We start from the raw sequence: 24988 nt of genomic DNA on the forward strand, positions 1-24988 counted from the left end.
ACCTGCACTGTGTGCGCACCGGCACTCACTTGCGCGTGGGCTGCAGTCCGTTGCTGCCGGCACCGATTTGCCAGACATAGGGCGGCTCCGTACCGTTGATCTCCCAGTCGCCGACAATTCGCTCCTTGTAGATGAGCGGATTGTGCGAGGCCGCGGTCCTGACATTACGCCAGTGCCGGTCGAGCAGTTTGCTGTCGCTGGTGCCCGACGCGCCAAGTGCATCGAACAGATCGGTGCTTGCCTTCAGAATCAGTTGTGCAACCGCGATCTGCGCTTTGGCGGACTCGAGTTCCGCATGTACATTCGCCTCGCGCTCGGCCTGCGGATCGGCGGCGAAATGCGCTTCATAGGCGTGCTGCGCCGCTTCGGCCGCACGCCATCCCGTCGCTTCCGCCGCATAAACGGCTGCCGCGATGTGTCCCACGACCTGCTGGACCTGCGCATCGTCACGCACGGAGGCCGCGTTGCCATGACTGTAGACCCGCGTGCGTCGGCGGACTTCTTCGGAGACGTCGCGCAGCACGGCACGTCCGCTGCCGGCGATCACGGCGATCAGCACCAGTTGATAGAAAGCGGTTTGATATTTGAAGCGCGTCGAGAAGTCGATGAGGTTCTCTTCGTCGACCACGGCGTTTTCGAATACCGACGTGCCGCTACCGGTCGTGCGTTGGCCGAACCCGTCCCAATCATCGCTTTGAATCACCCCCGACTGGCGCGTGCTGACGGCCGCGATCACGTCCGCGCCGTCTTCGCGGCGCGCGTACACGTCGATCCAGTCGGCGAAGATGCTGCCCGTGCTGTAGTACTTGCGACCATTGACGACCCAACGGTCGCCCGAGCGCGTCACACGCGTAATCACGTCGCCGATCTTCACATCGCCGATTTCGGTCCACGCGTTGCCGACCAGGTCGCCCGCGACGAAACGTTCCAGCCACCGGTCGCGCGCCGCGCCGGGCGATGCATTGAGGCGATCCTCGACAAAGGCGAAATGGCCGCGCAATGCCTGCGGCAGCGCCGAGTCGGCTTCCGCCAGCTCGATCAACAGACGTACGAGTTGCGGAATCGAAGCGCCACCACCGCCATATTCGAGCGGCACGCGCACGGCGCCGAAACCAGCTTCCTTGAGCCAGCCAATCTGTTCATGCGGGAGTGTGCGGGTACGCTCGCGGTCGAGCGCACCTTCGGCAATACGCGCAAAGACGGGGCGGAAGCGGGCTGCGAGTTGTTCGTACCCGATCGACGACGCGGGCGAAAACGGCGAAGGTTGGCTGAGTTGGGTCATGGGCGGAGCAGTGAAGTGAGGACAACGAAAAGAGATCGACGATCATGTTGCCCATCTTCATAAGCACTGTTTGTGCCATTCCCAAACCCTCGTATAGGCCCACCCATGCAGCCCGCTTACGAGAGTCGCCTGCTGTCCGACAAGCAATGTGTTGATGGACTGCTGCTTCGACAGCACGCGGCACGCATTGCTGCGCGCGAAAAACAAAGCGGACGGTAAGACCGGGCTCTGCATCCGGCCCTACCGTCGCAGGCTCAGCGGCCGCCGCGGCTTGCGAGCGCTCTGACGACGCTTACCATCGCGTCGACTTCGTCGCAGGTGTTGTTAAACGCGAGCGATGGCCGCACGCTGGCTTCGAGGCCGAAGCGCCGCAGCCGCGAGCCGCACGCCGCTTTGCGCGGCTAGATGGCATCAATGAGAGGACGTGGAATGCGGTGGACTCGCTGCAGGTGCAGCCGTGGGCGTAGGAGCACTGCAATCGGAGAGCCGCGCCCCTGCCCTCCGAACGCAATGCGAGCTTGTGAGCCGGCTTGAGGCGCCTGGCGGCGCGCGTTTAGGGAAAACAACCCGATCAGATGATCCTGGCGACGGAGGTAGCGAAGTTCCTGATTTCATCGAACTGCGTGACGAGTTCGAGACATAGCACGAACCCGAGCATCGCCGATGCGCCCGGATAGCGTTCGATCCAGCTCAACACGGGGGCCGCATAGCGGCTTCTTACGGCGTGGCGAGTCATGACGTAGGTAATGACGACGCCGATCGCCGCGCCGCCCAGCAAGTCGGTCGGGTAATGAAAGCCTAGATAGGCGCGGGGCAGGCAAATGAAGAGCACCACGTAGAGCAATGCCAGCGTGCCGATGCGCCTCGACACGATAAAAATGCCTACCGCAACGGACATCCACAGCATCGCATGGTCGCTGGGAAACGAGCTCCACGTGGCCAACATGCTTTCGTTCGGCGGCACGAATGGAAAGTGAAGATGCAGTTCCGGCGAAAAAGCTGGACGCATGCGGAACGGCAAGAAATGCGCAAGAAGTCTTCCACTGAAAAGAGCCAGTAGTCCGCTCGCAACCGTCGCAATGACGACTTCGCGTCTCCATTGCCGACGCTCGTCCGACTGAAACCATATCCACCATAAAACGGGGATCAGCATGAGCCCCTTGAACGAATACATCCCTGCAATGGCGCGCACGGCGTGGTTGCACAGCAGACAAGAACTGAATCCGCTAAAGAAAGTCTCTATGCTGGTGTCGAAGCTGTTCATTTTTTTAGTGGGCAATAAGATAGAGATGAAACGGCAATCGCCTGCATGGCGGACTGTGTGACATCTACCCGTTGCCTCACCTGCCGCCTACGCCGAGAGTAGGCGATTTACTCCCGCCGAGCGTTCCGCAACGACTCGCGAAGGCGCGCTTGCGCACGTACGCCTAAAGGTTCTTCTCGCGCTGGCGCCGGACGGCGCAAGTCAATGTAATGCCGCTGTAAGAGGCCACGGCACGAGCCGATGTTTCTTTACCGACGGCTTACGCATCCCTTCCATTCGCTATCGATTACGCCGCTCTATCGTCAGAACCACGCCGTTCAACATCTACAGCGCGGCGAACACCACGGCCGCCACGCCGTCGACCTGTCCGAAGATTCGCGTGAAGCGATAGTGCTGGTCGCCGATCGGCAGCAGGTTCATGCCCGAAGAGGTGGACGCGAGCATCTCATTGGCGAGCGGAATCGAAATGGCGCCGATCTGCCTGAGCTCGGCGCGTGTAGATTCCGGGTCGCCGAGATAGACGGTACAGACGTCGGCGGTATGTCGCATCATGATGACGCTGCAGGCTCTATCAAGCGATCGCTCCAGATATCCGGCAAGGGCTTGGAGCGCTTCGGCTTGTTGCTGCGAATCCCCGGCAGCGGGCTTATCGTCATTCGTCATGTGGCCTCCCTTGGCGATAGGCGATGTTGCCGTCTCGCACGTCTGTCTTCTCGACATCATGGCACATCCACGTCCGAAAGACGTCGCGCGCGCCTGCGCTTCGCGGGGCGTTGCCGGTTACCCGGTGTTACCAATTTCGCATTGCCGTTTCACCTGTGCGGTGAACGCGCCCCTAGACTTCGAGCCATGTTCACTGACGCGGCACGCTAAGCGTGCGGGAGTAGCAAAATGAATAACAAACTTCTGGGCATTGCACTCGGTTTGGCCGCTCTGGCGGCATCCAGCGCCGCGTCGGCTCACGTCGACATTGGCGTGGGCATCGGTATTCCGCTCGGCGTCTACGCGCCGGCAGAGCCCGTCTATGCACCGCCGCCTCCGGTAGTCTACGCGCCTGCCGCGCCGGTTGTGTATGGTCCGCCGCCGGTCGCCGTTGCATATGGCGACGACTGGCGCGCCCGCGAGTGGCGCGAACGTCGTGAGTGGCGCGAACGCGAATGGCGTCGCCACGAATGGCGCGAGCATGAGTGGCGCGAGCGTGAATGGCGCGGTTATTGAAACGACGTCCAAACGCGCGGCATTCTCTAACTATGACTTGTGGGTGTCTTCGAATGAAAGCTGGCCTGACTAGAATCGCTTTGCTTGCAACAACGCTGCTCATCGCTACGACAGGCGCGGCAAACGCCGCGGGCTGCCTCAAGGGCGCGGTGGTGGGTGGAGTGGCTGGGCACTACGCCGGCCATCACGCCGTCGTCGGCGCCGTGGGTGGCTGTGTGGTCGGCAGACACCTCGCGAAGCAGCACGCGCAACAGCAGGCAGAGGAGCGAGCTGCGCAGCGCCAGGCTGTTCCGGCCCAATGACGGTGCGCTTCTTTTGCGCGCTGGGAGCACGGGTTGCATGATCGCTGCCGAGTTAGCGGGCAATGAGGCGGCGATTATCTGCAATGGCGTTCCTTACCTAGACGTTTAGGTTAACGAACTTTTCCCGCCGACGTCCTCGCAACCCACCCCGCAACGGATGTCTTCCGAGACTAATCCTCAAACGGGTTGCCGCCGCTTTTCACCTCGGTGCTGAGATTATATTCCGCGCGCACGGCCTTGAGCACGCCCTCGATGTCGCGCTCGAAGCCGATTGCATTGCCGAAGTGTGTCATGTTCCAGTTGCAGCCTGTCTTGTCCGCCTCCTGCAACTGCGGCCTCGGCACACGAATCTTCACGCCATCCTCGACGACTTCCTGCAGTCGGTGAATTCGCCGGCTGACTTCCTGCTGCAACTGCGAGGCATTGAGCGTCTTGCGTATCATCCTCGTCTCCTTTTAAGGTTCTTCGAGTCAGTCTAGCGCAAGTGCGGTGCGCAACAGTCGGGCGCTGAGAAACAAAAGGGCCTGGGCGCAAACACGACACCGCTGCCGACGAAGGCGCGTCGCGATAAGATGCGCGAGGTGCAAGCGTTGCGCCGACACGGACCTGTTCCTGGCCGGGGCGCAATGCGCGGAGAATTTCGATGGACGACCGATTCGACAGACGAGAACTGCTGCTTCACCTGGGCGACATGCTGGCCGCGTGGAGCTCTTTGGCTCGGGCAGGCGCGCCCGAAACGCCGGTGGTCCAGCTTTTAAGCCAGCAGGATCTGCCTGCAGACCTCGCATTTCTGCGAGCGCTTGATCCGAGAATGACGGTGAGCGATTTCGGCGCACGCGTCGCCAGTGCATTCTCGCGGTGGCCGCAGGACCTTCTGGATACCACGCTCGACCACGAGTCGCTTGCATCGACTGTTCAACAAGCACTCTTTGAAGGTAACCCGCGAGGCTGGGACTCGTACGTCGCTCATGTGCAGACCAAGGTGACGTGGTTCGGGACGAGGCTTCCGAAAATGAAAACGAGCGTCAGTGGCGAACCGGCAGGCGAAGCCAGGCAGCGAGCCGCGGCGGCCGCGGCTGCACCATCTGCCACGCCATCCGCCGCGCAAACGGGACCAGGCACGCGAAGGGGCTGGCCTTGGCCCGATCCCGAGACAACGCGCTGATGTTTGCAGCACATCGCGCTTTGCAGCGCTAAAGCCTTAGCGCGAGGACACGGACGGCAGAGGCGGCGCTCCAGCGCCTCCGCTATAACCTGAAGAAGCAAGACGAACACCGGTTAGGTGTTGCCCTCTGAGACACGAAGCGGTGCTCCTTGTTGGGACAGACCCAACATCGGATTGCTGCTTCGCTCCCGCCGCCTTCGTTCGATGCCCGTGCGGCGGGGCGTTGCAGCCGGCAGCGTGAATGCATCGCCGTCGGCACAGTAGTTGCAAGTTTAGCTGCATCGTCAGGAGACAGCCATGATGCGGCTCTTTGCACACTCACACGGCACGAAGCTAACCTATAGAAGCGGAATCGTTGCTATCGGTGCCCTCTTTCTCATCGCCGTGTGTGCGACCGGACTCGCGGCACTTGCGGGCCTACTGCCGGAGTCGGAGACGGTCGCCGTGACTGTCACTGCGATACCTTTGGTGGACCTGCAAACTGTGATCTCGCGGAGTATTTCGAGTCCGTGATTCGTTTGCGTCAACGCGCCAATCGCACCACCCCACACAAACCTGCCACTTACCCACATTCAGATGAAACCCGCCCTCTCCCATAAGTCAAACGCGCCTTGAGTCGGCGACGCACGAAACTATAGTTGTCCTATCCGTTGTCCATGGAGGATCCCGCGTACTGCAAAAAACATTTCTCGGAGACGCATCATGAAAGCGCTTATAGGGTTCGTTGCGATGCTCGCCGTCCTGCCAGTGGCAAATGCCGAGCAAGGCGATGCAGAAGACAAAGCTCTGACCGAGCTGATGACGAAGCAGACAGTGACGCATGAGACGCAACCAACGCAAGTACAGACCGATACGGCTTATAGCGACAACGGCAAGACCGCTACGCAATCAGGCGGTTCAGTACTGAAAGCGAAAGCAGCCGTCAGCAACGGTGAATGACGCGGAGCTTCAAACGGCTGACTGCCATTCAACCTTCATCTGGTCACCATTTGACATACAGCGGCTCTCTCCTTTCAGGTCGCTGTCACATTCGCGATTCAACGCCCAAACATAGTGCCTTGAGAAAGACACATCAGCTGTCGGCCGCCCCGGCCATCGCGGATCACGCGGTGGCCTGTCGGATCTCAATTCGTTTCAGCTCCCGCCGAAAAAGATATTGCATTGCGGCCCGGCAGTGCAGCGCTCGGCGCGCTTCATGCCGCTTTGCATCTGCGTGCCGGGCATGCCGCCGTATGACTGCGACGTCGTATCGGGCGCGGCGCTTTGAGTCGCGGCGTTTTCCTGCTGGACCGGCTGCGACGTTTCCGGCATTGCTTGCGAATGCGCGAGACCGCTCGTCACGAACAGGCCTGTCGCACAGGCGACGATCAATCGTGTTTTCACGTTGGCTCCTTCATTACGTTCAACCTGCATGGGTAGGACGCGTCACTCGCCCGCGCACGCATGGCGCGTCATCGGCCCTGACTGGACGAGCGAAAGACTCCGGTGGTGGGTGATTTGACAGATGAGGCGAGCAGTGCACCGCATGGACCGGCGCGAGTTGGCGTGCGAAGTGGCAGGTGTCAGCGGGTTTCGTGGACCCTCGACACACATAATCGCCCTGCTAGTGAGAGTTATAGGGCGGGCAACGCCGAAGCGGTAGCAGTTTCAACGTGCCCGTGCCGCAAAAGCTGCGCACAAAGGTGCACCGAAGCCGGCCCAATGCCGGCGCAGCGCTAGAAAGCGCTCTTGATCACGCCCCCGTCCGCGCGCAACGCGGCTCCGGTGGTGGCCGACGCAAGCGGACTGGCAATATAGGCCACGAGTGACGCCACTTCCTGCGGCGAACCGAATCGCTTGATGAGCGAGGTGGGACGGACCTTTTCGAAGAACTCCTTCTCGAACGCTTCAAACGATTTGCCGTCGGCCTTCGCGAGCGTCTCCACGAACTCGCCTACGCCGCGCGATTTCGTCGGGCCCGGCAGCACGCTATTGACGGTGATGCCTGTGCCGGCAACGGCTTCGGCGAGTCCGCGGGCGACCGCCAGCTGCGCGGTTTTCGTCATCCCGTAGTGGATCATTTCAGCCGGAATCTGCACCGCGCTTTCGCTCGAGATGAAAATGATGCGCCCCCAGTTGGCGCGCTTCATCGCGGGCAAAAAGAGCCGGGCGAGACGTACGCCGCTCAGGACATTCACGTCGAAAAAACGCTGCCAGTCCGCGTCGGGGATGTCTTCAAACGGCTTCGGCTCGAAGATGCCGAGATTGTTGACGAGAATCTCCACGTCCGGATAGCGTCGCGCGAGTTCTTCGGCCGAAGCGGCCGTGCTGAGGTCGCCCGCGAATCCCACCACATCGCCGCCCGTTTGCGCTTTGAGCTGCGCGACGACGTCATCCACGGATGACTGTGCGCGGCCGTTCACGATCACGCGCGCGCCCTCCTGCGCCAACGTGCTGGCGATTGCGAGACCGATGCCGGCTGTGCTGCCGCTCACCAGCGCGAGTTTGCCCGTCAGATTCAGGTCCATGAGTCGTGTCCTTTCATTGAGTGAAGTCAAAGTAGCGGCATCGGCGCATGCATGCCGGATGCCGCAACGGTTCACGTACGCGTAATGGATGCACCACCGTCGACGAGCGACGCGGTGCCGGTCACAAACGACGAATCGTCCGATGCGAGGTACAGCACCGAACGCGCCAGCTCTTCCGGCCTGGCGACGCGCTTGAGCGCATGCAACCCGGTCACGAAGGCCTGCGACTCGTGGCTGTCGTTCATGCCGCGATACATTTCCGTGTCGACCGCGCCCGGCAGCACCGCGTTCACGCGCACGCCTTGCGCGCCGTACTCGGCGGCGAGCGCCTGCGTCAAACCGATCAGTCCGGCCTTGCTCGCCGCGTACGCCGCCGTGCCCGGAAACGCGAACGAGTAGCCAACGAAGGTCGACGTGAAGATGATCGACCCGCCCCCCTGCTTTAGCATTTCGGGAATCTGGTGCTTCGCGCCAAGGAAGGCACTCGTGAGATTGGTGGCCAGCGCGGTGTTCCAGCCCGCTTCGGAAATGCCGGTGCTCGGCCCCATTTCGCCGAGCGTGCCGGCGTTGTTGTAGGCGATGTCCAGACGGCCGAAGCGGCTCACGGCGAGCGCAACGAGCGCCTTTGCAAAGTCTTCCGATTGCACGTCGCCGGCGAGATACGCCGCTTCGCCGTCTTCCGCGGCGATCTCCGCAGCGAGCGTTTCGAGCTCGGCCGTGCGGCGCGCCGCCATCACCACTTTGGCGCCTTCCTTCGCGAACAGCTTTGCAGTCGCGCGGCCAATTCCCGAACTGGCACCCGTCACGATGGCGACTTTTCCCGTCAAGCGTTGCATGTCCTCTCTCCTGATGCATGTCGGCCGCTGCCCGATGCGTCGGCCCGTGGAAGCACTATAGGCTTCACTCCCGATGGCAGAAAGGCCTAAAACATGGTCCTATCAGTCAGTTTTTGTGAATGATGGAGACGTGAATGGACCGCTTGCGCGCTTACGAGGTCTTCGTGACGGTGGTCAGCCGTGGTGGCTTCGCACGTGCGGCCGAGATGCTCGGCACCTCGCCCGCCAATGTGACCCGCTATGTGAACGAACTGGAAGCGCATCTCGGCACGCGACTTCTGAATCGCACGTCGCGCACACTGTCTCTAACCGAGGGCGGCGAGACGCTTTACGCGCGCTGCAAATCGATTCTCGACGATGTCGCCGAGACCGAAGGGCTTGTGTCGTCGGCCTCGGTCGAGCCGCGCGGACGCCTGCGCATCAATGCGCCCGTGAGCTTCGGCATCCTGCATCTGGCGCCGCTCTGGCCCGAGTTCATGCGCAAATATCCCGGCATCGAGCTCGATGTGGGGCTGATCGACCGCGTCGTCGATATCGTCGACGAAGGCTACGATCTCGCCATTCGCATTTCGCGCGCCGGCTCGACCAACCATGCAGCGCGCAAGCTCGCGACCTCGCAGAACATTCTGTGCGCGTCGCCGGCCTATCTGGCTCGCGCCGGTATGCCGGCAGCGCCCACGGATCTGACCGGACATCGCTGCATCGGCTACACCTATGCGGCTACGGGCGACGAGTGGCAACTGATCGACCGCGGCGGCAAGACGCACGCGGTCAAGGTGGACTGCCACATGCATACGAATAACGGCGACACGGCGCGCGCAGCGGCGCTCGCCGGGCACGGGCTGATCTGGCAGCCCACCTTTCTGATCGGCAACGACTTGCGTGCCGGCGCGCTCGTGCACGTGTTGCCCGACTATCGCTTGCCTGAGATCGACATACTCGCCCTGTATCCGAGCCGTCGACACGTGAGCGCCCGCGTGCGCGTGATGATCGACTTCCTGGTCGATGCGTTCGGCGGGATTCCACCGTGGGACCGCGACGAGACAGACGCCGTCCCGGCATAGACTGCATCGACAGAACCTGTCCAGCAACACAGCTGACGCCTGACTCATCAGTCAGCACCGGCGCTCGTCCCCTCTCGCCGCCCTTCCGCGCCAAAAAAACGATCGACTCGATCAAAACCAGGGTTAACTCCTGCTTGGTTCGATCAAATTCACGACATAGAATGACTACAACGATCAAACACACACGGCCTGTTGCACAAGCGGCCCCACGCCAAATGATCGATTCGCTCAAACCCGCAAACGACTGGAGACAAAACGAATGAGAAGGTCCCTCGCGCTGCTCGGCACGCTCGGTTTCGCCGTATCGGCTCATGCACAGAGCAGCGTCACGCTGTACGGTCTGATCGACACATCGCTCATGTACACGAACAACCAGAAAGGCGGCACGGCCTGGCAGATGTCGAGCGGCGTGGAATCCGGCAGCCGTTGGGGGCTGAAGGGCGTCGAGGATCTGGGCGGCGGCCTCAAAGCGATCTTTACATTGGAAAACGGCTTCAGCGGTACGACCGGCACGCTCGGCCAGAACGGCCGGATGTTCGGCCGTGCCGCCTGGGTCGGCATGAACACGCCCTACGGCACAGTGACGCTCGGCCGGCAGAACGAGCCGTCCGCGGATTTCGTCGGCCCGCTGATTGCCGCGAACCAGTGGGCAGGCGGCATCGGCGCACATCCGGGCGACACCGACAACCTCTATGTCAACGCGCGCATCAGCAACAGCGTCAAGTACATCTCGCAGGACTACGGCGGATTCCGCGCCGGCGCGCTGTTCAGCTTCGGCGGTACGGCAGGCAACTTCAACAACAACCGCATCTGGAGCATCGCCGCCGGCTATAGCCGCGGACCGCTCGCGCTCGGCGTGTCCTATATCGACACCTCGCGCCCGAACACCGCACTGTGGGACGGCACCGCCGGCGCCGCCGCCATTTCGCCGAACAACACGCCGATCTATTCGGGCTACACGTCGGCGCGCACGCAGCGCGTCGCGTCCGTGGGCGGCAATTACACGTTCGGCGCGGCGAAGTTCGGCCTTGTCTACTCGAATTCGCGCTTCGAGGATCTGGGCTCCGGCGCGGCGTCCGCGCCCATTGCCCGCTACAACGGCGCGACGGCCGTCTTCGACAACGCAGAAGCAAACTTCAGCTACCAGTTCACGCCGGCGCTGCTCGTGGGACTCGCGTACAACTACACGCGCAGCCATGGCGCCGGCGACGCACACTACAACCAGGTGAATGCCGGCGCCGACTATTTTCTGTCCAAGCGCACCGACGTCTATCTGACTACCGGCTATCAGCGCGCGAGCGGCACCGACTCGACCGGCAAAACCGCCGTGGCCGCGTTGTGGCCGGTCAGCGCGTCGAGCAATTCGCATCAGATCGTCGCGGCCCTCGGCTTGCGCCACAAGTTCTGAAGCAGCGGCAGAAGGACCGTATCAACCTGAGTCTCGCCGACGCAAAGAGCCGGCCGGCGAGCACCGTGGAGAGTTCTGGCATGACAGTCACATTCAAGGGCATTGTTCCCGCGCTGATCACCCCGATGACCGCCGACGAAGAAATCGACGAAGCCGGTCTGCGCACGCTCGTCGACCGTCTGATCGACGCGGGCGTGCACGGCCTCTTCGTGCTCGGCACCAACGGCGAATTCATCGCGCTGAACGAGGCCGAAAAATTGCGCGTTGCGCGCATTGCGGTCGATCAGGCGCGCGGGCGCGTCCCGGTCATCGCCGGCACGGGCGCCTACGCCACGCGCGAGGTGATCGCGCTCAATCACAAGATGCAGGATGTCGGGGTGGATGCGGTCTCGGTCATCACGCCCTACTTCAACGGCGCGACGCAGCAGGAGCTGTTCACGCATTACGAGCGCATTGCGACAGGCACGTCGCTGCCCGTCATGCTTTACACGATCCCGGCCAAGGCCGGGATCACGCTGAATGTCGACACCGTGCGGCGCCTCGCCGGGATTCCGAATATTCGCGGCATCAAGGACAGCGGCGGCGATTTCGACCGCCTGCTGCAGCTGATCAACTTGCGCCGCGACGACTTCGCCGTGTTCACCGGCACCGACTCGATGATCCTGTGGACGCTGATCGCGGGCGGCGACGGCGCCGTCGCGGCCACGACCAATGCGGTGCCGGACGTCGTCATGTCGATCTGGAACAACTTCCACGCGGGTGAGATCGATGCCGCGCGTCGCGCTCAGGAATCGCTGCGCCCGCTGCGCGACGCGTTCGCGCTCGGCACCCTGCCCGTCGTGCTGAAAACCGCCGCGACGATGCTCGGCATGCCGGCGGGCCCGGCTCGTGCGCCCGCCCAACCCCTCGACGACGCCGCGCGCGAGCGTCTTGCGAAAGCGCTCGCGCAGTATCCGCGAGCCGTCTAACCGCGAGCCGGACAGGCCAGCACCGCTCGACAGCACTGACAGCACAAGGATTCGCACTATGTCTTCCGTTTATCACTTTCAGACCGTCAACCATATCGTGCACGGGCCGAACAGCCTCGATCAGTTGCCCGAAAAACTCGCGCTGCTCGACCGGCCGGTTCGCCGCATCGCCTTCATCACCCAGCCGGCGATGGAAGCCAACGGCGTGGCCGCGCGCGTCGTCGAAACCCTGGCGAAGAAGGACATCGAGGTGCTGACGGTGCGCGACGTGCAGCCAGAGCCGACCATCGAAAACGTGGAGACGGTGTACCGCGATCAGATCGCGCCGTTTGCGCCCGACGCCGTGCTGGCCATCGGCGGCGGCAGCGTGCTCGACGCGGCCAAGCTCTTTGCCGTGCGCCTGACGAATCACGCGCCGCTGCGCGATTGGCTCGGCATCGATCTGATCGCGTCGCCCGGCGTGCCGCTGATCCTCGTGCCCACCACGTCCGGCACCGGTTCGGAAGTTACGCCCAATGCGATCGTCACATTGCCCGACGAAGAGCTGAAAGTCGGCATTGTGAGCCGCCATTTGCTGCCGCAGCTCGTCATTCTGGACGCGACGCTCACGCTGGATCTGCCCAAACCGATCACCGCAGCAACCGGCATGGACGCATTCATCCACGCGCTGGAATCGTATATCTCGACCAAGGCCAATCCGGTCAGCGACATGTACGCGATGGAGTCGATGCGGCTGATCGGCGCGAACCTGATCGAAGCGTACGAGAACGGCCATTCGCTGAAGGCGCGCGAAGCCATGCTGCTCGGCTCCATGTACGGCGGCCTCGCGCTGACGGCCGCCGGCACCGCCGCCGTGCACGCCCTCGCCTATCCGCTTGGCGGCATGTTCAACATCACGCATGGCGTGGCGAATTCGATGCTGCTGCCGCATGTGATGGAATTCAACCTCGACGCCATCGCCGGGCGTCTTGCCCATGTCGCGCACGCGCTCGGTCTCGCGCGACACGACGACAGCGACGATGCCGCCGCGAACGCGCTGCTCGCGCGTCTTCGCGAATGGACCGCCGCGCTCGCGATTCCGCAAGACCTGCGCAAATTCGGTGTCGCCGAAGCGCACCTGGATGCGCTCGCCGTGGCGGCGTCGAAAGTGAAGCGGCTGCTCGGCAACAACCCGAAGCCGCTGAATCTCGACGACATCAAGGCGATCTATCGCCGCCTGCTGCCATGAGCTCGCCTGACACGGGAAGCGCGCGGCTTCTCATCATCGGCGACGATCTGTCGGGCACGGCCGACTGCGCCGTGACCTGCGCGCGTCATGGCCTGACGAGCGTCGTGAGTTTCGGACCGGCGCCCGCCATGGATGCCGCGCAGATCGACGTGCTCGCCATCGACACGGACACGCGCCGCCAGCTGCCCGCCGAGGCCGCGCGCGCCAATCAGGAAGCATGGCATGCGCATTCGCCGGGCCGGCGCATCTACAAGAAGATCGACTCGACACTGCGCGGCAACGTGGCCGCCGAAGTGGCAGCGCTCTCGAGCGTCGCGGGCATGGCCGTGGTGGCGCCCGCTTTTCCGCGAGCCGGACGCACGACGCGCGGCGCGCGGCAATTCGTGTTCGGCACGCCAGTGGAGGAGTCCGAGGCATGGCGCAACGAAGGCATCGCGGGCACGGCCGATCTTCAGGCGATGCTCGGCGCGGCTGGTCTGCGGGTCGCGACCATCGATCTCGCCGCAGTGCGCGAAGGCGCGGCATCGCTGCAGGCGCGTCTTTCTGCCTGCCTCGTCGCGCAATGGCAAGCCGTGGTGTGCGACAGCGAAACGGATGCCGACCTCGCCTGCATCGCCGCAGCGTCCGCGACGCTCGACGGCGTGTTCTGGGTCGGCTCGGCAGGGCTCGCCGCGCCGCTGATCGAGGTGCTCGCGGCTCGCCAGTCAGAACAGGAAACGACAGACGGATCGACGCACCGACCCACGCCGCCGACGCGCGCGTTTGCGCGCTCCGGCGGCACGGCTCATCCGCGTGGCGTGATGACCGTGGTCGGCAGCATGTCGAGCGTTTCGCATCGGCAGGTGGCGCTGTTGCGCGGCCAGGCCGGCGATTCGCTCGATCTCTTCGACGTCGACGCCGCCGACCTGCTCGATCCTGTAAGCCCGGCCGCACTCATGCTGACCACGCGTGTCACGCACTCGCTGATGCGCGGCCGTCACGTGATCGTCGCCGTGAGCCAGTCGCAACGCGCGGCTGTCGATGACGGCGCGCACATCGCACAGCAGCTCGCCGAACGCCTCGCGCCGGCCGCCGCTCATGCGGCCGCGCTGATCGCGACCGGCGGCGAGACAGCGCGTGCCTTGCTGTCGGCCATGAAGGTGAACGCGTTGCGCGTGATCGAAGAAATCGAAACCGGTGTGCCCCTGCTTGCCGCCGCGCATGCGGGCCGCACATTACCCGTTGTCACCAAGGCGGGCGGCTTCGGTCAGCCCGACACCCTGTATCGCGCATGGCAACGGCTCGCCGCCATGCAGCAAGCGGTCGCGCAAGCACCGCGTCAATCCAGCGAAGAGGAAGCTATGACTTACCGTCCCGTAATCGGCATCACGATGGGCGATGCCGCCGGCGTGGGCCCGGAAATCATCATGAAGAGCCTCGCGCACGCGTCCGTGTACGACGGCTGCCGTCCGCTCGTGATCGGCGACTCGAAGCGCCTCGTCGACGCAGGCCAGCGCACCGGCGTCACGCTGAGCGTGCGGCCGATCGCGTCGCCCGCCGAGGCGCGCTTCCAGTACGGGGAAGTCGACTGCATCGACCTCGGACTGATTCCGGCGGATCTGCCCTACGGCAAGCTCTCGGCTGTCGCCGGCGACGCTGCGTACCAGTACATCGCGCGCACGGTCGAGCTCACGTCAGCCGGCGAGCTCGACGCCATCTGCACCGCGCCGCTGAACAAGGAAGCGCTGCACGCGGGCGGACATATCTTCCCGGGTCACACGGAAATGCTCGCGCATCTGACGGGCATTCCCGAAGTGTCGATGATGCTCGTCGCGCCGAAGCTGCGCGTGATTCACGTCACCACGCACATCGGCCTGCTTGACGCGATTCGCCGCATCGAACCGGGACTCGTGCAGCGCACGATCGAACGCGCGCACGAAACCCTGGTGCGCGCGGGCATCGACGAGCCGCGCATCGGCGTGTGCGGCATCAATCCGCACGCAGGAGAAAACGGCCTGTTCGGCTACGGCGAAGAGGAAGAGAAGATCGTACCCGCCGTCGCCGTGCTGCGCGAGCGCGGCTGGGACGTCGAAGGACCGCTGCCCGCCGACACGCTGTTCTTTCGCGCGGGACGCGGCGACTTCGACGTGGTCGTCGCCATGTATCACGATCAGGGCCACGGTCCCGTCAAGGTGATGGGCCTCGAAGCCGGCGTGAACGTCACGGTGGGCCTGCCGGTGATCCGCACCTCGGTCGATCACGGCACCGCCTTCGACATTGCAGGCAAGGGCATCGCGGACGAACGCAGCATGCTTGAAGCGTTGAAACAGGCAGAAGACCTGGCCACGCGCCGCGCCGTGCAGACAGCCTGACGGCCTGACGCCCGACGCCCTGTCCGGCCGCGCGCCGCACACAACAAATCGGAGACATTGATGAATCACTTTACCGTGTGGGACACCGCCATCATCATTGCGATGGTCGTCGTGTATATCGTGGTCACGGCATGGATCAGCATCCGGCTGCGCAGCAAGACCACCGAACAGTTCATGGTGGCGGGGCGCTCAACGCCCGCCGTCGTCATCGCGATCCTGTTGATGTCGGAGTACATCGGCGCGAAGTCGACCATCGGCACCTCGCAGGAAGCCTTCAATGTGGGGATTGCCGCTTCGTGGTCGGTCATCTCGGCCTCGATCGGCTTCGTGTTTTTCGGTCTTTTCATGGCGCGCCGGCTGTATCGCTCGGGCGAGTTCACCATCTCGGGCTTCATCGCGCAGAAGTACGGCAAGGGCGCGAAGCTCGTCGTCTCGGCGATCATGATTTATGCGCTCTTTATCGTCAACGTCGGCAACTACGTGAGCGGCGCCGCGGCGATTTCGACGGTCATGCGCGTGAATCTGCCGACGGCTGCGTTCATCACCGCGATCGTCAGCACGATCTACTTCGCGTGGGGCGGCTTGAAGAGTGTCGCGTATGTGACGATCCTGCATAGCGCCGTCAAACTGCTCGGCATCGGCATTCTGGTGTGGGTCGCGCTCTCCATGACAGGCGGCATTGCGCCGATGATGCAGCAGATGCCCGCGCAATACTTCACGTGGAAAGGCGCGCTCGGCGGCGGAACGATCGGCGCGTGGATCATCGGCACGGCGGGCGCGATCTTCTCGACGCAGTTCATCATTCAGGCGATTTCGGGCGCGAAGTCGGCCAACGAGGCGCGCAACGCCACGCTGATTGCCGGCGCGCTGTGCGTGCCGATCGCGATCGCGCTGGGCTTTCTCGGCGTGGCGGCGAAGTTTCTGTTTCCCAACATCAAGAGCCTCTACGCGCTGCCGATTTTCCTTCAGCACATGCATCCGCTCCTGTCCGGCGTGGTGACCGTGTCGCTCGTCGCGTCGATCTTCGTGAGCGTGAGCACGGTTGCGCTCGCCATCGCTTCGCTGATCGTTAAGGACTTCTATGTGCCGCGCTATCGTCCGTCGCCGGAGCGCGAGCTGCGCGCGACGCGCATGATCTCTTTCGTGGTTGGCTTTTTGCCGCTCATCTTCGTGCTGTTCGTGCCGCAGATTCTGGCGCTCTCCTTCTTCACCCGCGCGCTGCGTCTGACCGTGACGGTGGTGGCGCTGATGGGCATTTACCTGCCCTTCTTCAACAGCAACCGCGGCGCGATCTGGGCGCTCGTGCTGGCCACGCTCGCCACGACGGCCTGGTATCTGCTCGGCAATCCGCTCGGTATCGACAACATGTATATCGCGCTGCTCACGCCCGCCGTCGTGATGGTCATCGACAAGCTGCTGTTTCATCCGGCAAGCGGCAACGGCTCGCGGATCGAACGCCGCGTCGCGCATACGGACTCGTGAGCCGCATGCTGTCCCGTTACCACGATTGAACGTATCAGGATTTCATCATGACCAGCCATTCCCTCATGCCCGACGAAGCGACGACCATGCCGGGCCAACTGCACGAGGCTCGCGGCGACGCCGCGCGCATCGACGCCTATCTGCCCGCCGCCACGGTGCAGAATCATGCGGCGAACCTGCTTGCGCTTGCCAACGGCGACCTGCTTTGCGCATGGTTCGGCGGCACGCAGGAAGGCGTGCCCGACATCTCGATCTATCTGTCGCGGCTCGCGCAAGGCAGTTCGACGTGGAGCGAGCCCGTGCGCCTTTCCGACGACCCGACGCGCTCGGAGCAGAACCCGGTCCTCTTCGCCGCGCCGGACGGCAAGCTATGGCTGATTTACACGGCGCAGTTGTCGGGGCATCAGAACACGTCGATCGTGCGGCGCCGCGTATCCGGCGACAACGGCCATACGTGGGGGCCGATCGACACGCTGTTCGACTTGCCGGGCACGTTCGTGCGGCAACCCATTGTCGTCGCGCGCGACGGCGCGTGGCTGTGCCCCGTGTTCCTGTGCCGGGTCGCGCCCGGCGAGCGCTGGTCGGGCAACGACGACGTCAGCGCCGTCATGCGCTCCACCGACAACGGCGCGACATGGACAGCGCACGATGTGCCGGGCAGCGTCGGCTGCGTGCATATGAACATCCAGCCGCTTCGCGACGGCTCGCTCGTCGCGCTCTTTCGCAGCCGCTGGGCCGATCACATTCACATGAGCCGTTCCGCCGACGGCATCACATGGAGCGAGCCCGAACCGCTCGCGCTGCCGAACAACAATTCGTCGATCCAGTTCGTGACGCTGGCCAACGGTCACCTTGCGCTTGTCTTCAACAACAGCAGCGCCGCGCAGAGCACAGGCCGCCGCGCCTCGCTCTACGACGACATCGAAGATGCGGAAGACAGCGGTACGCTCGCCACGCAAGCCGCGTCGGCGCGCGGCACGGCATTCTGGGGCGCGCCGCGTGCGCCGATGACACTCGCCGTTTCCATGGACGGCGGCCGCACGTGGCCGGTCATGCGCAACCTGGAAACCGGCGACGGCTATTGCATGACGAATAACTCCACGGACAAGCTGAATCGCGAGTTTTCGTATCCGTCCATTGTGCAATCCGCGGACGGACGCCTGCATATCGCCTACACGTACTTCCGCCAGCGCATCAAATACGTGAGCGTCAGCGAAGACTGGGCATCGGCCGGGGAGCGTCAGGCGGCGTAAGCGTGCAGCGGGCACGCGTCGGCGCATAGCCGCGACAACGCAATCGGGAAATGGATAAACTACCTTCGCGCCGGACCGTCCGCGCCGCCGCCCGCCGTGCCTGCAGGCGGCGTCTTGAACCCGATACCGATCACCACATGAAAGTAGCCCGCCGCCGGGAGGCCATGCTCAAGGCCGTTCTGTCAGGAATGACGGAAGTCGCCGAACTCTGCGAACACTTCGGCATGTCCGAGGCCACTGTGCGCCGCGATCTGCGCGCGCTCGCCGACGAGCGGCTGATTCTGCGCACCTACGGCGGCGCGGCGTCCGTCAGCACTCACGCGCCCGAGGAACCGCTCGAGCAGCGCAGCCACAGCTTCCAGGCAGAGAAGGACGCGATCGGCCTCGCGGCCGCCGCGCATGTCGCGCCGGGCGACACCATCTTTCTGGACAGCGGCACGACCACTGCCGCGCTCGCGCGTGCGCTCGCGAATCGCGAGGACATTCAGGTGGTCACGAACAATCTGCTGGCCGTGCAGATACTCGCCGCGAGCAAGGTGCATCTGACGCTGATCGGCGGCGACGTGCGCGAGTCGAGCATGAGCACGCTCGGCGCGATTGCCCTGCTCGCGCTCACGCGCCTGACCGTCGACAAGGCGTTTCTCGGCGCGGACGGCGTGGTGGCAGGCCGCGGACTGTGCGAAGCGACGGCGGATCAGGCGTATCTGAAGGAATGCGTGATGCGGCAGGCGGCGGCCGTGTATGTGCTGGCGACCTCGGACAAGCTGGAGCGCGACAGTCAGCAGCACTGGGCGCCGATCGAAAAGCCGTGGACGCTCATTACCAACGCGAACTCAGCCGACGCGCCATGGCAGGTGTTTCAGAATCTCAACGGTGTCACGGTCGAATCGGTACCGCTACCTGGCGAGACCCGCAACTGAAGAGCCGCTTGACGGACGCGGCAGGCAAAACGGATATGGCAAAACGAATCGTGGTGACGGGCGCGAGCTCGGGCATTGGGCGCGCCGTGGCGGACCGGCTGCTGAAAGACGGTGATGAGGTGATCGGACTGAGCCGCAGCGCGCCGAATTTCACGGACGCGCGCTTTCGCCATGTCCCGGCGGATCTCGCGGATGTCGACGCAATTGCGCTGCTCGCCCGCGAGCTCGGACCGGTCGACGGTCTCGTTCACGCGGCCGGTTTCATGAAGACGGCGCGCGTGGGCGAACTCGACCTGGCGAGCGGCGAGGCCATGTGGCGGCTCCACGTCGCGGCGGCAGCGGCGCTCGCCGATGCGCTCGTGCCGTCCCTGCCCACCGGCGGGCGCATCGTCCTGATCGGCAGCCGCGTGTCGGCGGGCGCGGCAGGACGCAGCCAGTACGCGGCAGCGAAAGCCGCGATGGTGGCGATGGCGCGCTCGTGGGCCATTGAACTGGCGCCGCGCGGCATCACGGTGAACGTGGTCTCGCCGGCCGCCACCGAAACGCCGATGTTGCGCGATCCGCAGCGCAGTTCCAGCGCGCCCGTCATGCCGCCCATCGGCCGGTATGTGAAGACGGAGGAAGTCGCCTCGCTGGTCGCCTTCCTGCTCGGTGACGACGCCGGCGCGATCACCGGTCAGCAGATCATGGTGTGCGGCGGCAGTTCGCTCGGGTGAAGCATGCGGATGGGCGGCGTCGGCCCCGGTCGGCGGCGACGATCGGGCGCCATCCGCTCATCAGCCGGCATCGGCAAGTGCATGCGCGTTGGCTGACCGCTCGATCGCGTGACGATTGGGAGGCCGCCGCAAACCCAGATTCTGGCGCAGCGTCGTCCCTTCGTATTCGGTGCGGAACAGGCCGCGGCGTTGCAGTTCCGGCACCACGTGCGCGGCGAATTCGACGAGCCCGCCCGGCAGCCATGGCGACATGATGTTGAAGCCGTCGGCCGCGCCTTCCTCGAACCACTGCTGCAACTGATCGGCGATGCTCTGCGGCGTGCCGACGACCTGCTGATGCCCGCGCGCGCCCGCGATGCGCAGGTACAGATCGCGAATCGTCAGATTTTCGCGGCGGGCAAGGTCGAGCAGCAGACGCTGGCGGCTCTTGCCGCCGTTGGTCTCCGGCAAGTCCGGCACCGGGCCATCGACCGGATAGGACGAGAGATCGACTCCGCCTGCCATCTTCGACAACAGCGACACGCCGACAACCGGATGAATCAGCGCCTGCAACGCTTCGAACTTTTCGTCCGCCTCCTCCTGCGTGCGGCCGATCACCGGAAAGATGCCCGGCATGATCTTCAGATCGTCCGGGTGACGGCCATATCGCGCGAGCCGTCCCTTCACATCGCGATAGAACGATTGCGCCTCCTCGAGCGTCTGATGCGCGACGAAGATGACCTCGGCGGTTTGCGCGGCCAGTTCGCGCCCGGCTTCCGACGCGCCCGCCTGCACCACCACCGGCCAGCCTTGCGGCGCACGCGCGACGTTCAGCGGCCCTTTCACCTTGAAGTGCTTGCCGCGATGATTCAGCGTGTGAAGCTTCGCCGGATCGAAGTAGAGGCCGCTCTCCTTGTCGCGCACGAACGCGTCGTCTTCCCAACTGTCCCACAGGCCTGTGACGATGTCGTAGAACTCGCGCGCGCGCTCGTAGCGCAGCGCGTGGTCGAAATGGCGATCCAGGCTGAAATTGTGCGCTTCCGTTTCGCTGCTCGACGTGACGAGATTCCAGCCCGCGCGCCCGCCGCTCAGATGATCGAGCGACGCGAATTTGCGCGCGACGTTGTACGGCTCATTGAAGCTCGTCGATACCGTCGCGGTCAAACCGATGTGCCGGGTCACGGCGGACAGTGCGGATAACAGCGTGAGCGGTTCGAAGTGATCCGCGCGCGCGGTGCGCGACAGCGAGGCGAGGTCCGTGTCGCGCACGCCGACGCTGTCGGCGAAAAAGATCGTGTCGAACTTCGCGCGCTCGGCGATCTGCGCGAGTTCCGCGTAGTGCGCGAAGTCGAGGCCCGCGGCGGCATGCGCATGCGGATGACGCCAAGCGGCGATGTGGTGGCCCGTCTCCATGAGGAACGCGCCGAGCTTGATCTGACGTTGGCTCATTATATTTAGGGCTGCGTAGTGTGCGGCTGGCCGAAACCAGCAAGGAGCTGATCGCGCAAGGCGACGTAGCGCGGATCGGCGCGATCGCGCGGCCGCGGCAGATTCACCTCGGCAATGCGCTTGATGCGGCCGGGCCGCGGCGCCATGGTAACCACCCGGTCGCCGAGATAAAGCGCTTCGTCCACATCGTGCGTGACGAGCACCATCGTGATCCGCTCGTGTTCCCAGATGCGTTGCAGCTCGTTCTGCAGGCGCGCGCGCGTCAACGCATCCAGTGCGCCGAACGGCTCGTCGAGGAGCAACACACGCGGCCGGTTGACGAGCCCGCGCGCGATTGCGACACGCTGCGCCATGCCGCCCGACAGCTGATGCGGATACGCGTTCTCAAAGCCTTCGAGTCCGACTAGCGCGATGTGCTCCGCCACCGCCTGGCGCTTTTCGTAGAGCGACAACGGCGCGTTGCGCAGTGCTGCGAGCACGTTCTGCGCTGCCGTGAGCCACGGAAACAGCCGATGATCCTGAAACACGATGCCGCGTTGCAGCGACGTATCGCGCACGCGATCGCCGGCGACGCGAATCTCGCCGGTATAGTCGGTGTCGAGCCCCGCGATCAGCCGCAGCAGTGTCGACTTGCCGCAGCCGCTCGCACCCAGCACGCTGACGAACTCGCCCGCGCGTATGCGCAGCGAAATATCGTCGAGCACCGGCAGCGCCGCGTAATGCTTGCTGACGTGGTCGATCTCCACGTCTTCGGATACAACCGCTGTCATCAGACGTTCTCCTTAATCAAGGCGGCACCGCGGCGTTTGAGCACGGCGCGCTCGGCCGCACGCGCCAGCGCACTCAGCAACGAGCCCACCACGCCGACTACCACGATGCCGAACAGCACCAGATCCATACGGAAGTTCTCGCTGCCGTCGATCAGCGTGTTGCCAATGCCGCTTCCCGCGACGAGCAGATATTCCGCGCCGAGCGTCGCGAGCCACGAATAGATCAGCGCGAGATAAAGGCCCGTGAAAATCGACGGCAGAGCGGCCGGCAGGATGACGTGCCAAACCAGTTGCCGTTGCGTGTAGCGAAAGACGCGCGCGGCTTCGACGTAGGCGCGCGGCACGGCATGAATGCCGTCGCAGGTATGCGCGGCGACCGGCAGCAAGGCGGCGAGCGAGAGAAACACGACCTTCGCCGCATCGCCGAGACCGAACCACACGGAAATCAGCGGGATCCACGCGAATAGCGAAATCTGCTTGAACGTGTCGAAGCTCGGACCAATCACGCGGGCCGCGATGCGCGACAAACCGAGCGCGACGCCGAGTGCAAGTCCGAGCACCGTGCCTATTGCGAAGCCGCTCGCCTCGCGCGCAAGCGATGCGCCGAGCGCCTTGGCGAGCGCGCCGCTCGTCACCTGCTGCCACGTCGTTTGCCAGACCTGCGCGGGCGTGACGAGCAGGCCACCCTTGCCTGCATGCAATGCGCTGACAGCCCACCAGATCGCGAGAGCCGCCGCCGGCAGCACGAGGCCGCGCAAGTCGGGCAGACTCCGTTTTCGCGGGACAGCGCGATCGACCTCGCAATCGCAGTGCGGCGGCGCGTTGCGAGCTTTGAACCCGTCGCTGAAGCTGATCATGACCGACGAACCTCCGTTCTGTTAGCGGAATGCCGACGGCATGCCGCGGCGCAGCCGCCTTTCGAGCGCGTCGAGCGCACGGTTGATCGCGAACCCGATCGCGCCGACCACGACGACGGCCGCCATCACGAGATCGAGCTGGAATAGCTGACGCCCGTACACGATCAGATAGCCGAGCCCTTCCGACGACGCCACCAGTTCGACCACCACGAGTGCGAGCCACGCCTTGGTGAACGCGAGCCGCACGCCGGTTGCGAGCGTCGGCACCGCGGACGGCAGTACCACATGCACGATGCGTTGCCAGCGCGTGTAGCCGAACACGCGCGCCGCCTCGTCGAGCGTAACGGGGGCGCCGCGAAAGCCCTGCAGCGTGCTGAGCGTGACCGGCACGAGCGCGGCGTGCGCGATCAGGATGTACTTCAACGGCTCGCCGACACCCACGAGCAGCAGCAGAAACGGCAGCCAGCCGAGCACCGGAATCTGCACGAGCGCGTTGAAAGCGGGCAACACGTAAGCCTCGAAGCTGCGCGAAAGGCCGAGCGCCGAGCCGAGCAGGAATCCGCCCAGCGTGCCCGCAACGAAGCCGCAGAACACGCGTTGCAGGCTGACGAGCGTGTTGTGCAAGAGATCGCCGCTCTGCACGAGATCGACGAAGGTCGCGTACACGCGCACGGGCGGCGGCAAGATCTGCGGCGCGATCCAGCCGCGCTCGCAGCCGACCCACCATAGCGCGAACAGTACGGCGGGCAGCGCCCATGGCGCGAGCGCCCAGCCGAGCGCGCGCCAGCGCCGCGCTGGCGTCGACGTGTGGCCGAGGGCGGCATCGAGATCGAGGGTGATGGTGTTGCTCATCGGCGCTCTCCGGTTAGCCGAGCGGCTTGCCGGCCGCGTCGTACTGTGTCCATTCGCGTTCGAGTTTCAGCGTGCGCAGCGCGTTGTCCAGATAGCGCGTCTCGAACCAGCCGTCGACCTGCACCGGCTGACGGATCAGTTTGAGTTTCAGCGCGTCCTGCGCGACTGCCTTGTAGCGTGCGACGATGAACGGATCGATCAGCGGCGAATTTCGCGACTTCAGCGTGCCGGGCGGAAACTCCGCGTTCCACGACGATTCGCTGACGCCGCTGCGCGCCCACGCTTTGAAGAGCGCCTGCCGGTTTGCTTCATCCGAAGACCATTGCGCGCCCTTCACGAACGTGGTCACTACACGCTGCACGATGTCCGGATGCGCGCGCTCGAAATCGTCGGTGACGAGCAGGTGCGCCTGACGCGTGAACTGCGGGCCGTCGTCCTGCGATTCGTAGATGATCCGCGCGAGGCCCTGGTCGCGCAGCTTGTACAGGTGGTAGTCGTTGAAGCTCGCGTCGATCCCTTTCGATGCCAGCGCGGCGAGCGCGCTCGCCGTATCGAGGTTGATGACGCGCAACTCACGTTCGTCGAGACCGTTCTTCGCGAGCGCGTTGTCCGCGACCGTCTGCAGATTCGTGCCGCGAAAGAGCCCGACGCGTTTGCCTTTCAGGTCCTTGATCGTACGAACGTCCGAGTCGGGCGGCACGCCGATCTTCACACCGACACGCACGCCGGATTCCAGCAGGATGCGCGTTTTAAGGCCGTTTGCGCGGCCGAGAACGGACGGCAGATCACCCTGAAACGCGAAGTCGACGGAACGGTCGGCGATCGCCTCGTTGACCGCCGGCCCCGCGCCCTTGAAGAACAGCCACTCCACCTTGATGCCGTCGGCGGCGAATTCCTTTTCGAGCAGCTGTTGCTGCTGCACTGTGGCGGCCGCCGATCCGCCGAACGTCGGCGGATCGCCGCTGCCTTGCTGCGCGATGCCGATACGGATCGTCGCGGGTTTGTCGGCGCATGCGGCACCGGCGGCGAGGCCGCAGGCGCAGGCGATTACCACGCTGTTGATTAAACGCGAGAGAGTCATCGAAAGAGGATCGAAGTAGTTACGGAGCCGCGGCTG

General features: G+C 64.3%; 25 protein-coding genes and 1 pseudogene. 13 read left to right on the forward strand and 13 right to left on the reverse strand.

Translation table 11 applies throughout. The features are described from left to right. Positions 1-25 precede the first annotated feature (25 nt). From ACEN8U_RS25350 to ACEN8U_RS25365, 4 genes and pseudogenes are all read right to left on the reverse strand, one after another. Positions 26-1282: an acyl-CoA dehydrogenase family protein gene (locus tag ACEN8U_RS25350; RefSeq protein WP_310111555.1), complete on the reverse strand. Its 1257-nt coding sequence runs from the start codon at positions 1280-1282 to the stop codon at positions 26-28. Between the two features lie 254 nt (positions 1283-1536). Beyond that, positions 1537-1656 (reverse strand): annotated as a pseudogene (locus tag ACEN8U_RS25355) (cysteine desulfurase); the annotation flags it as partial. A 197-nt stretch (positions 1657-1853) separates the two neighbouring features. After that, complete coding sequence (locus tag ACEN8U_RS25360) at positions 1854-2546, reverse strand: phosphatase PAP2 family protein (RefSeq protein WP_310111553.1); 693 nt, start codon at positions 2544-2546, stop codon at positions 1854-1856. A gap of 324 nt (positions 2547-2870) precedes the next feature. Further along, on the reverse strand, positions 2871-3209 hold the full coding sequence (locus ACEN8U_RS25365) for a hypothetical protein (RefSeq protein ID WP_310111551.1): 339 nt from the start codon (positions 3207-3209) through the stop codon (positions 2871-2873). Positions 3210-3437: 228 nt separating this feature from the next. On the opposite strand from ACEN8U_RS25365, the gene ACEN8U_RS25370 reads away from it, so the two are divergent. Next, positions 3438-3764, forward strand: coding sequence for a hypothetical protein (locus ACEN8U_RS25370; RefSeq protein WP_013587888.1), 327 nt, complete (start codon positions 3438-3440; stop codon positions 3762-3764). A gap of 53 nt (positions 3765-3817) precedes the next feature. Then, on the forward strand, positions 3818-4066 hold the full coding sequence (locus tag ACEN8U_RS25375) for a hypothetical protein (RefSeq protein WP_310111549.1): 249 nt from the start codon (positions 3818-3820) through the stop codon (positions 4064-4066). Positions 4067-4236: 170 nt separating this feature from the next. Here ACEN8U_RS25375 and ACEN8U_RS25380 read toward each other — a convergent pair whose 3' ends face one another. Further along, positions 4237-4509 carry a hypothetical protein gene (locus tag ACEN8U_RS25380; protein ID WP_028362280.1) on the reverse strand — a complete coding sequence of 91 codons (273 nt, stop codon included), beginning with the start codon at positions 4507-4509 and terminating at the stop codon, positions 4237-4239. A gap of 200 nt (positions 4510-4709) precedes the next feature. On the opposite strand from ACEN8U_RS25380, the gene ACEN8U_RS25385 reads away from it, so the two are divergent. Beyond that, positions 4710-5231: a hypothetical protein gene (locus ACEN8U_RS25385; RefSeq protein ID WP_310111545.1), complete on the forward strand. Its 522-nt coding sequence runs from the start codon at positions 4710-4712 to the stop codon at positions 5229-5231. 702 nt (positions 5232-5933) lie between these two features. Beyond that, positions 5934-6170: a hypothetical protein gene (locus tag ACEN8U_RS25390; protein WP_310111542.1), complete on the forward strand. Its 237-nt coding sequence runs from the start codon at positions 5934-5936 to the stop codon at positions 6168-6170. 195 nt (positions 6171-6365) lie between these two features. Here ACEN8U_RS25390 and ACEN8U_RS25395 read toward each other — a convergent pair whose 3' ends face one another. The 3 genes from ACEN8U_RS25395 to ACEN8U_RS25405 form a co-directional block, all read right to left on the reverse strand. Continuing rightward, on the reverse strand, positions 6366-6614 hold the full coding sequence (locus tag ACEN8U_RS25395; protein WP_310111540.1) for a hypothetical protein: 249 nt from the start codon (positions 6612-6614) through the stop codon (positions 6366-6368). Positions 6615-6946: 332 nt separating this feature from the next. After that, positions 6947-7738, reverse strand: coding sequence for an SDR family NAD(P)-dependent oxidoreductase (locus ACEN8U_RS25400; protein ID WP_013587881.1), 792 nt, complete (start codon positions 7736-7738; stop codon positions 6947-6949). 71 nt (positions 7739-7809) lie between these two features. Then, complete coding sequence (locus tag ACEN8U_RS25405; protein WP_310111538.1) at positions 7810-8574, reverse strand: SDR family oxidoreductase; 765 nt, start codon at positions 8572-8574, stop codon at positions 7810-7812. A 134-nt stretch (positions 8575-8708) separates the two neighbouring features. Here ACEN8U_RS25405 and ACEN8U_RS25410 point away from each other — a divergent pair, with 134 nt between their 5' ends. The 9 genes from ACEN8U_RS25410 to ACEN8U_RS25450 all read left to right on the forward strand — a co-directional run bounded on the left by ACEN8U_RS25410 (position 8709) and on the right by ACEN8U_RS25450 (position 19964). Further along, positions 8709-9638: a LysR family transcriptional regulator gene (locus ACEN8U_RS25410; RefSeq protein WP_310111535.1), complete on the forward strand. Its 930-nt coding sequence runs from the start codon at positions 8709-8711 to the stop codon at positions 9636-9638. 259 nt (positions 9639-9897) lie between these two features. Continuing rightward, complete coding sequence (locus ACEN8U_RS25415; RefSeq protein ID WP_310111532.1) at positions 9898-11046, forward strand: porin; 1149 nt, start codon at positions 9898-9900, stop codon at positions 11044-11046. An 80-nt stretch (positions 11047-11126) separates the two neighbouring features. After that, positions 11127-12014 carry a 4-hydroxy-tetrahydrodipicolinate synthase gene (gene dapA / locus ACEN8U_RS25420; RefSeq protein WP_310111530.1) on the forward strand — a complete coding sequence of 296 codons (888 nt, stop codon included), beginning with the start codon at positions 11127-11129 and terminating at the stop codon, positions 12012-12014. Positions 12015-12072: 58 nt separating this feature from the next. Further along, complete coding sequence (locus ACEN8U_RS25425; protein WP_310111527.1) at positions 12073-13242, forward strand: iron-containing alcohol dehydrogenase; 1170 nt, start codon at positions 12073-12075, stop codon at positions 13240-13242. Beyond that, the gene (gene pdxA, locus ACEN8U_RS25430; RefSeq protein WP_310111525.1) at positions 13239-15593 is read left to right on the forward strand and encodes a 4-hydroxythreonine-4-phosphate dehydrogenase PdxA; all 2355 of its coding nucleotides are present in this window, start codon (positions 13239-13241) and stop codon (positions 15591-15593) included. Before ACEN8U_RS25425 ends, pdxA begins: the two co-directional genes overlap by 4 nt. Positions 15594-15653: 60 nt before the next feature. Next, entirely contained in the window at positions 15654-17075 is a 1422-nt protein-coding gene (locus ACEN8U_RS25435; RefSeq protein WP_013587874.1) for a sodium:solute symporter family protein, read from the forward strand. Positions 17076-17140: 65 nt separating this feature from the next. Then, positions 17141-18328, forward strand: coding sequence for a sialidase family protein (locus ACEN8U_RS25440; protein WP_310111647.1), 1188 nt, complete (start codon positions 17141-17143; stop codon positions 18326-18328). Between the two features lie 137 nt (positions 18329-18465). Next, complete coding sequence (locus tag ACEN8U_RS25445; RefSeq protein WP_310111523.1) at positions 18466-19248, forward strand: DeoR/GlpR family DNA-binding transcription regulator; 783 nt, start codon at positions 18466-18468, stop codon at positions 19246-19248. A gap of 35 nt (positions 19249-19283) precedes the next feature. Beyond that, the gene (locus ACEN8U_RS25450; RefSeq protein ID WP_310111520.1) at positions 19284-19964 is read left to right on the forward strand and encodes an SDR family NAD(P)-dependent oxidoreductase; all 681 of its coding nucleotides are present in this window, start codon (positions 19284-19286) and stop codon (positions 19962-19964) included. A 60-nt stretch (positions 19965-20024) separates the two neighbouring features. Here the strand turns inward: ACEN8U_RS25450 and ACEN8U_RS25455 are convergent, their stop codons facing one another. From ACEN8U_RS25455 to ACEN8U_RS25475, 5 genes are read right to left on the reverse strand one after another with little or no spacing between them, the layout of a single operon-like run. After that, entirely contained in the window at positions 20025-21392 is a 1368-nt protein-coding gene (locus tag ACEN8U_RS25455; protein WP_310111517.1) for an LLM class flavin-dependent oxidoreductase, read from the reverse strand. A gap of 5 nt (positions 21393-21397) precedes the next feature. Beyond that, the gene (locus ACEN8U_RS25460; protein WP_310111514.1) at positions 21398-22162 is read right to left on the reverse strand and encodes an ABC transporter ATP-binding protein; all 765 of its coding nucleotides are present in this window, start codon (positions 22160-22162) and stop codon (positions 21398-21400) included. After that, positions 22162-23019, reverse strand: coding sequence for an ABC transporter permease (locus tag ACEN8U_RS25465; RefSeq protein WP_310111512.1), 858 nt, complete (start codon positions 23017-23019; stop codon positions 22162-22164). Before ACEN8U_RS25465 ends, ACEN8U_RS25460 begins: the two co-directional genes overlap by 1 nt. Positions 23020-23040: 21 nt before the next feature. After that, the gene (locus ACEN8U_RS25470; RefSeq protein WP_310111510.1) at positions 23041-23871 is read right to left on the reverse strand and encodes an ABC transporter permease; all 831 of its coding nucleotides are present in this window, start codon (positions 23869-23871) and stop codon (positions 23041-23043) included. A gap of 13 nt (positions 23872-23884) precedes the next feature. After that, a complete protein-coding gene (locus tag ACEN8U_RS25475) occupies positions 23885-24952 on the reverse strand; it encodes an ABC transporter substrate-binding protein (protein ID WP_310111508.1) in 1068 nt (355 codons plus the stop codon). Between the last annotated feature and the right edge of the window lie 36 nt (positions 24953-24988).

Origin of the sequence: Paraburkholderia phenoliruptrix (assembly GCF_047325075.1) — a bacterium.
Lineage (GTDB): Bacteria > Pseudomonadota > Gammaproteobacteria > Burkholderiales > Burkholderiaceae > Paraburkholderia > Paraburkholderia phenoliruptrix.

Coding starts and splice junctions, on each gene's coding strand:
- ACEN8U_RS25350 (WP_310111555.1), bottom strand. CDS start 1,282: ATGACCCAACTCAGCCAACCTTCGCCGTTTTCGCCCGCGTCGTCGATC.
- ACEN8U_RS25360 (WP_310111553.1), bottom strand. CDS start 2,546: ATGAACAGCTTCGACACCAGCATAGAGACTTTCTTTAGCGGATTCAGT.
- ACEN8U_RS25365 (WP_310111551.1), bottom strand. CDS start 3,209: ATGACGAATGACGATAAGCCCGCTGCCGGGGATTCGCAGCAACAAGCC.
- ACEN8U_RS25370 (WP_013587888.1), top strand. CDS start 3,438: ATGAATAACAAACTTCTGGGCATTGCACTCGGTTTGGCCGCTCTGGCG.
- ACEN8U_RS25375 (WP_310111549.1), top strand. CDS start 3,818: ATGAAAGCTGGCCTGACTAGAATCGCTTTGCTTGCAACAACGCTGCTC.
- ACEN8U_RS25380 (WP_028362280.1), bottom strand. CDS start 4,509: ATGATACGCAAGACGCTCAATGCCTCGCAGTTGCAGCAGGAAGTCAGC.
- ACEN8U_RS25385 (WP_310111545.1), top strand. CDS start 4,710: ATGGACGACCGATTCGACAGACGAGAACTGCTGCTTCACCTGGGCGAC.
- ACEN8U_RS25390 (WP_310111542.1), top strand. CDS start 5,934: ATGAAAGCGCTTATAGGGTTCGTTGCGATGCTCGCCGTCCTGCCAGTG.
- ACEN8U_RS25400 (WP_013587881.1), bottom strand. CDS start 7,738: ATGGACCTGAATCTGACGGGCAAACTCGCGCTGGTGAGCGGCAGCACA.
- ACEN8U_RS25405 (WP_310111538.1), bottom strand. CDS start 8,574: ATGCAACGCTTGACGGGAAAAGTCGCCATCGTGACGGGTGCCAGTTCG.
- ACEN8U_RS25410 (WP_310111535.1), top strand. CDS start 8,709: ATGGACCGCTTGCGCGCTTACGAGGTCTTCGTGACGGTGGTCAGCCGT.
- ACEN8U_RS25415 (WP_310111532.1), top strand. CDS start 9,898: ATGAGAAGGTCCCTCGCGCTGCTCGGCACGCTCGGTTTCGCCGTATCG.
- dapA (WP_310111530.1), top strand. CDS start 11,127: ATGACAGTCACATTCAAGGGCATTGTTCCCGCGCTGATCACCCCGATG.
- ACEN8U_RS25425 (WP_310111527.1), top strand. CDS start 12,073: ATGTCTTCCGTTTATCACTTTCAGACCGTCAACCATATCGTGCACGGG.
- pdxA (WP_310111525.1), top strand. CDS start 13,239: ATGAGCTCGCCTGACACGGGAAGCGCGCGGCTTCTCATCATCGGCGAC.
- ACEN8U_RS25435 (WP_013587874.1), top strand. CDS start 15,654: ATGAATCACTTTACCGTGTGGGACACCGCCATCATCATTGCGATGGTC.
- ACEN8U_RS25440 (WP_310111647.1), top strand. CDS start 17,141: ATGCCCGACGAAGCGACGACCATGCCGGGCCAACTGCACGAGGCTCGC.
- ACEN8U_RS25445 (WP_310111523.1), top strand. CDS start 18,466: ATGAAAGTAGCCCGCCGCCGGGAGGCCATGCTCAAGGCCGTTCTGTCA.
- ACEN8U_RS25450 (WP_310111520.1), top strand. CDS start 19,284: ATGGCAAAACGAATCGTGGTGACGGGCGCGAGCTCGGGCATTGGGCGC.
- ACEN8U_RS25455 (WP_310111517.1), bottom strand. CDS start 21,392: ATGAGCCAACGTCAGATCAAGCTCGGCGCGTTCCTCATGGAGACGGGC.
- ACEN8U_RS25460 (WP_310111514.1), bottom strand. CDS start 22,162: ATGACAGCGGTTGTATCCGAAGACGTGGAGATCGACCACGTCAGCAAG.
- ACEN8U_RS25465 (WP_310111512.1), bottom strand. CDS start 23,019: ATGATCAGCTTCAGCGACGGGTTCAAAGCTCGCAACGCGCCGCCGCAC.
- ACEN8U_RS25470 (WP_310111510.1), bottom strand. CDS start 23,871: ATGAGCAACACCATCACCCTCGATCTCGATGCCGCCCTCGGCCACACG.
- ACEN8U_RS25475 (WP_310111508.1), bottom strand. CDS start 24,952: ATGACTCTCTCGCGTTTAATCAACAGCGTGGTAATCGCCTGCGCCTGC.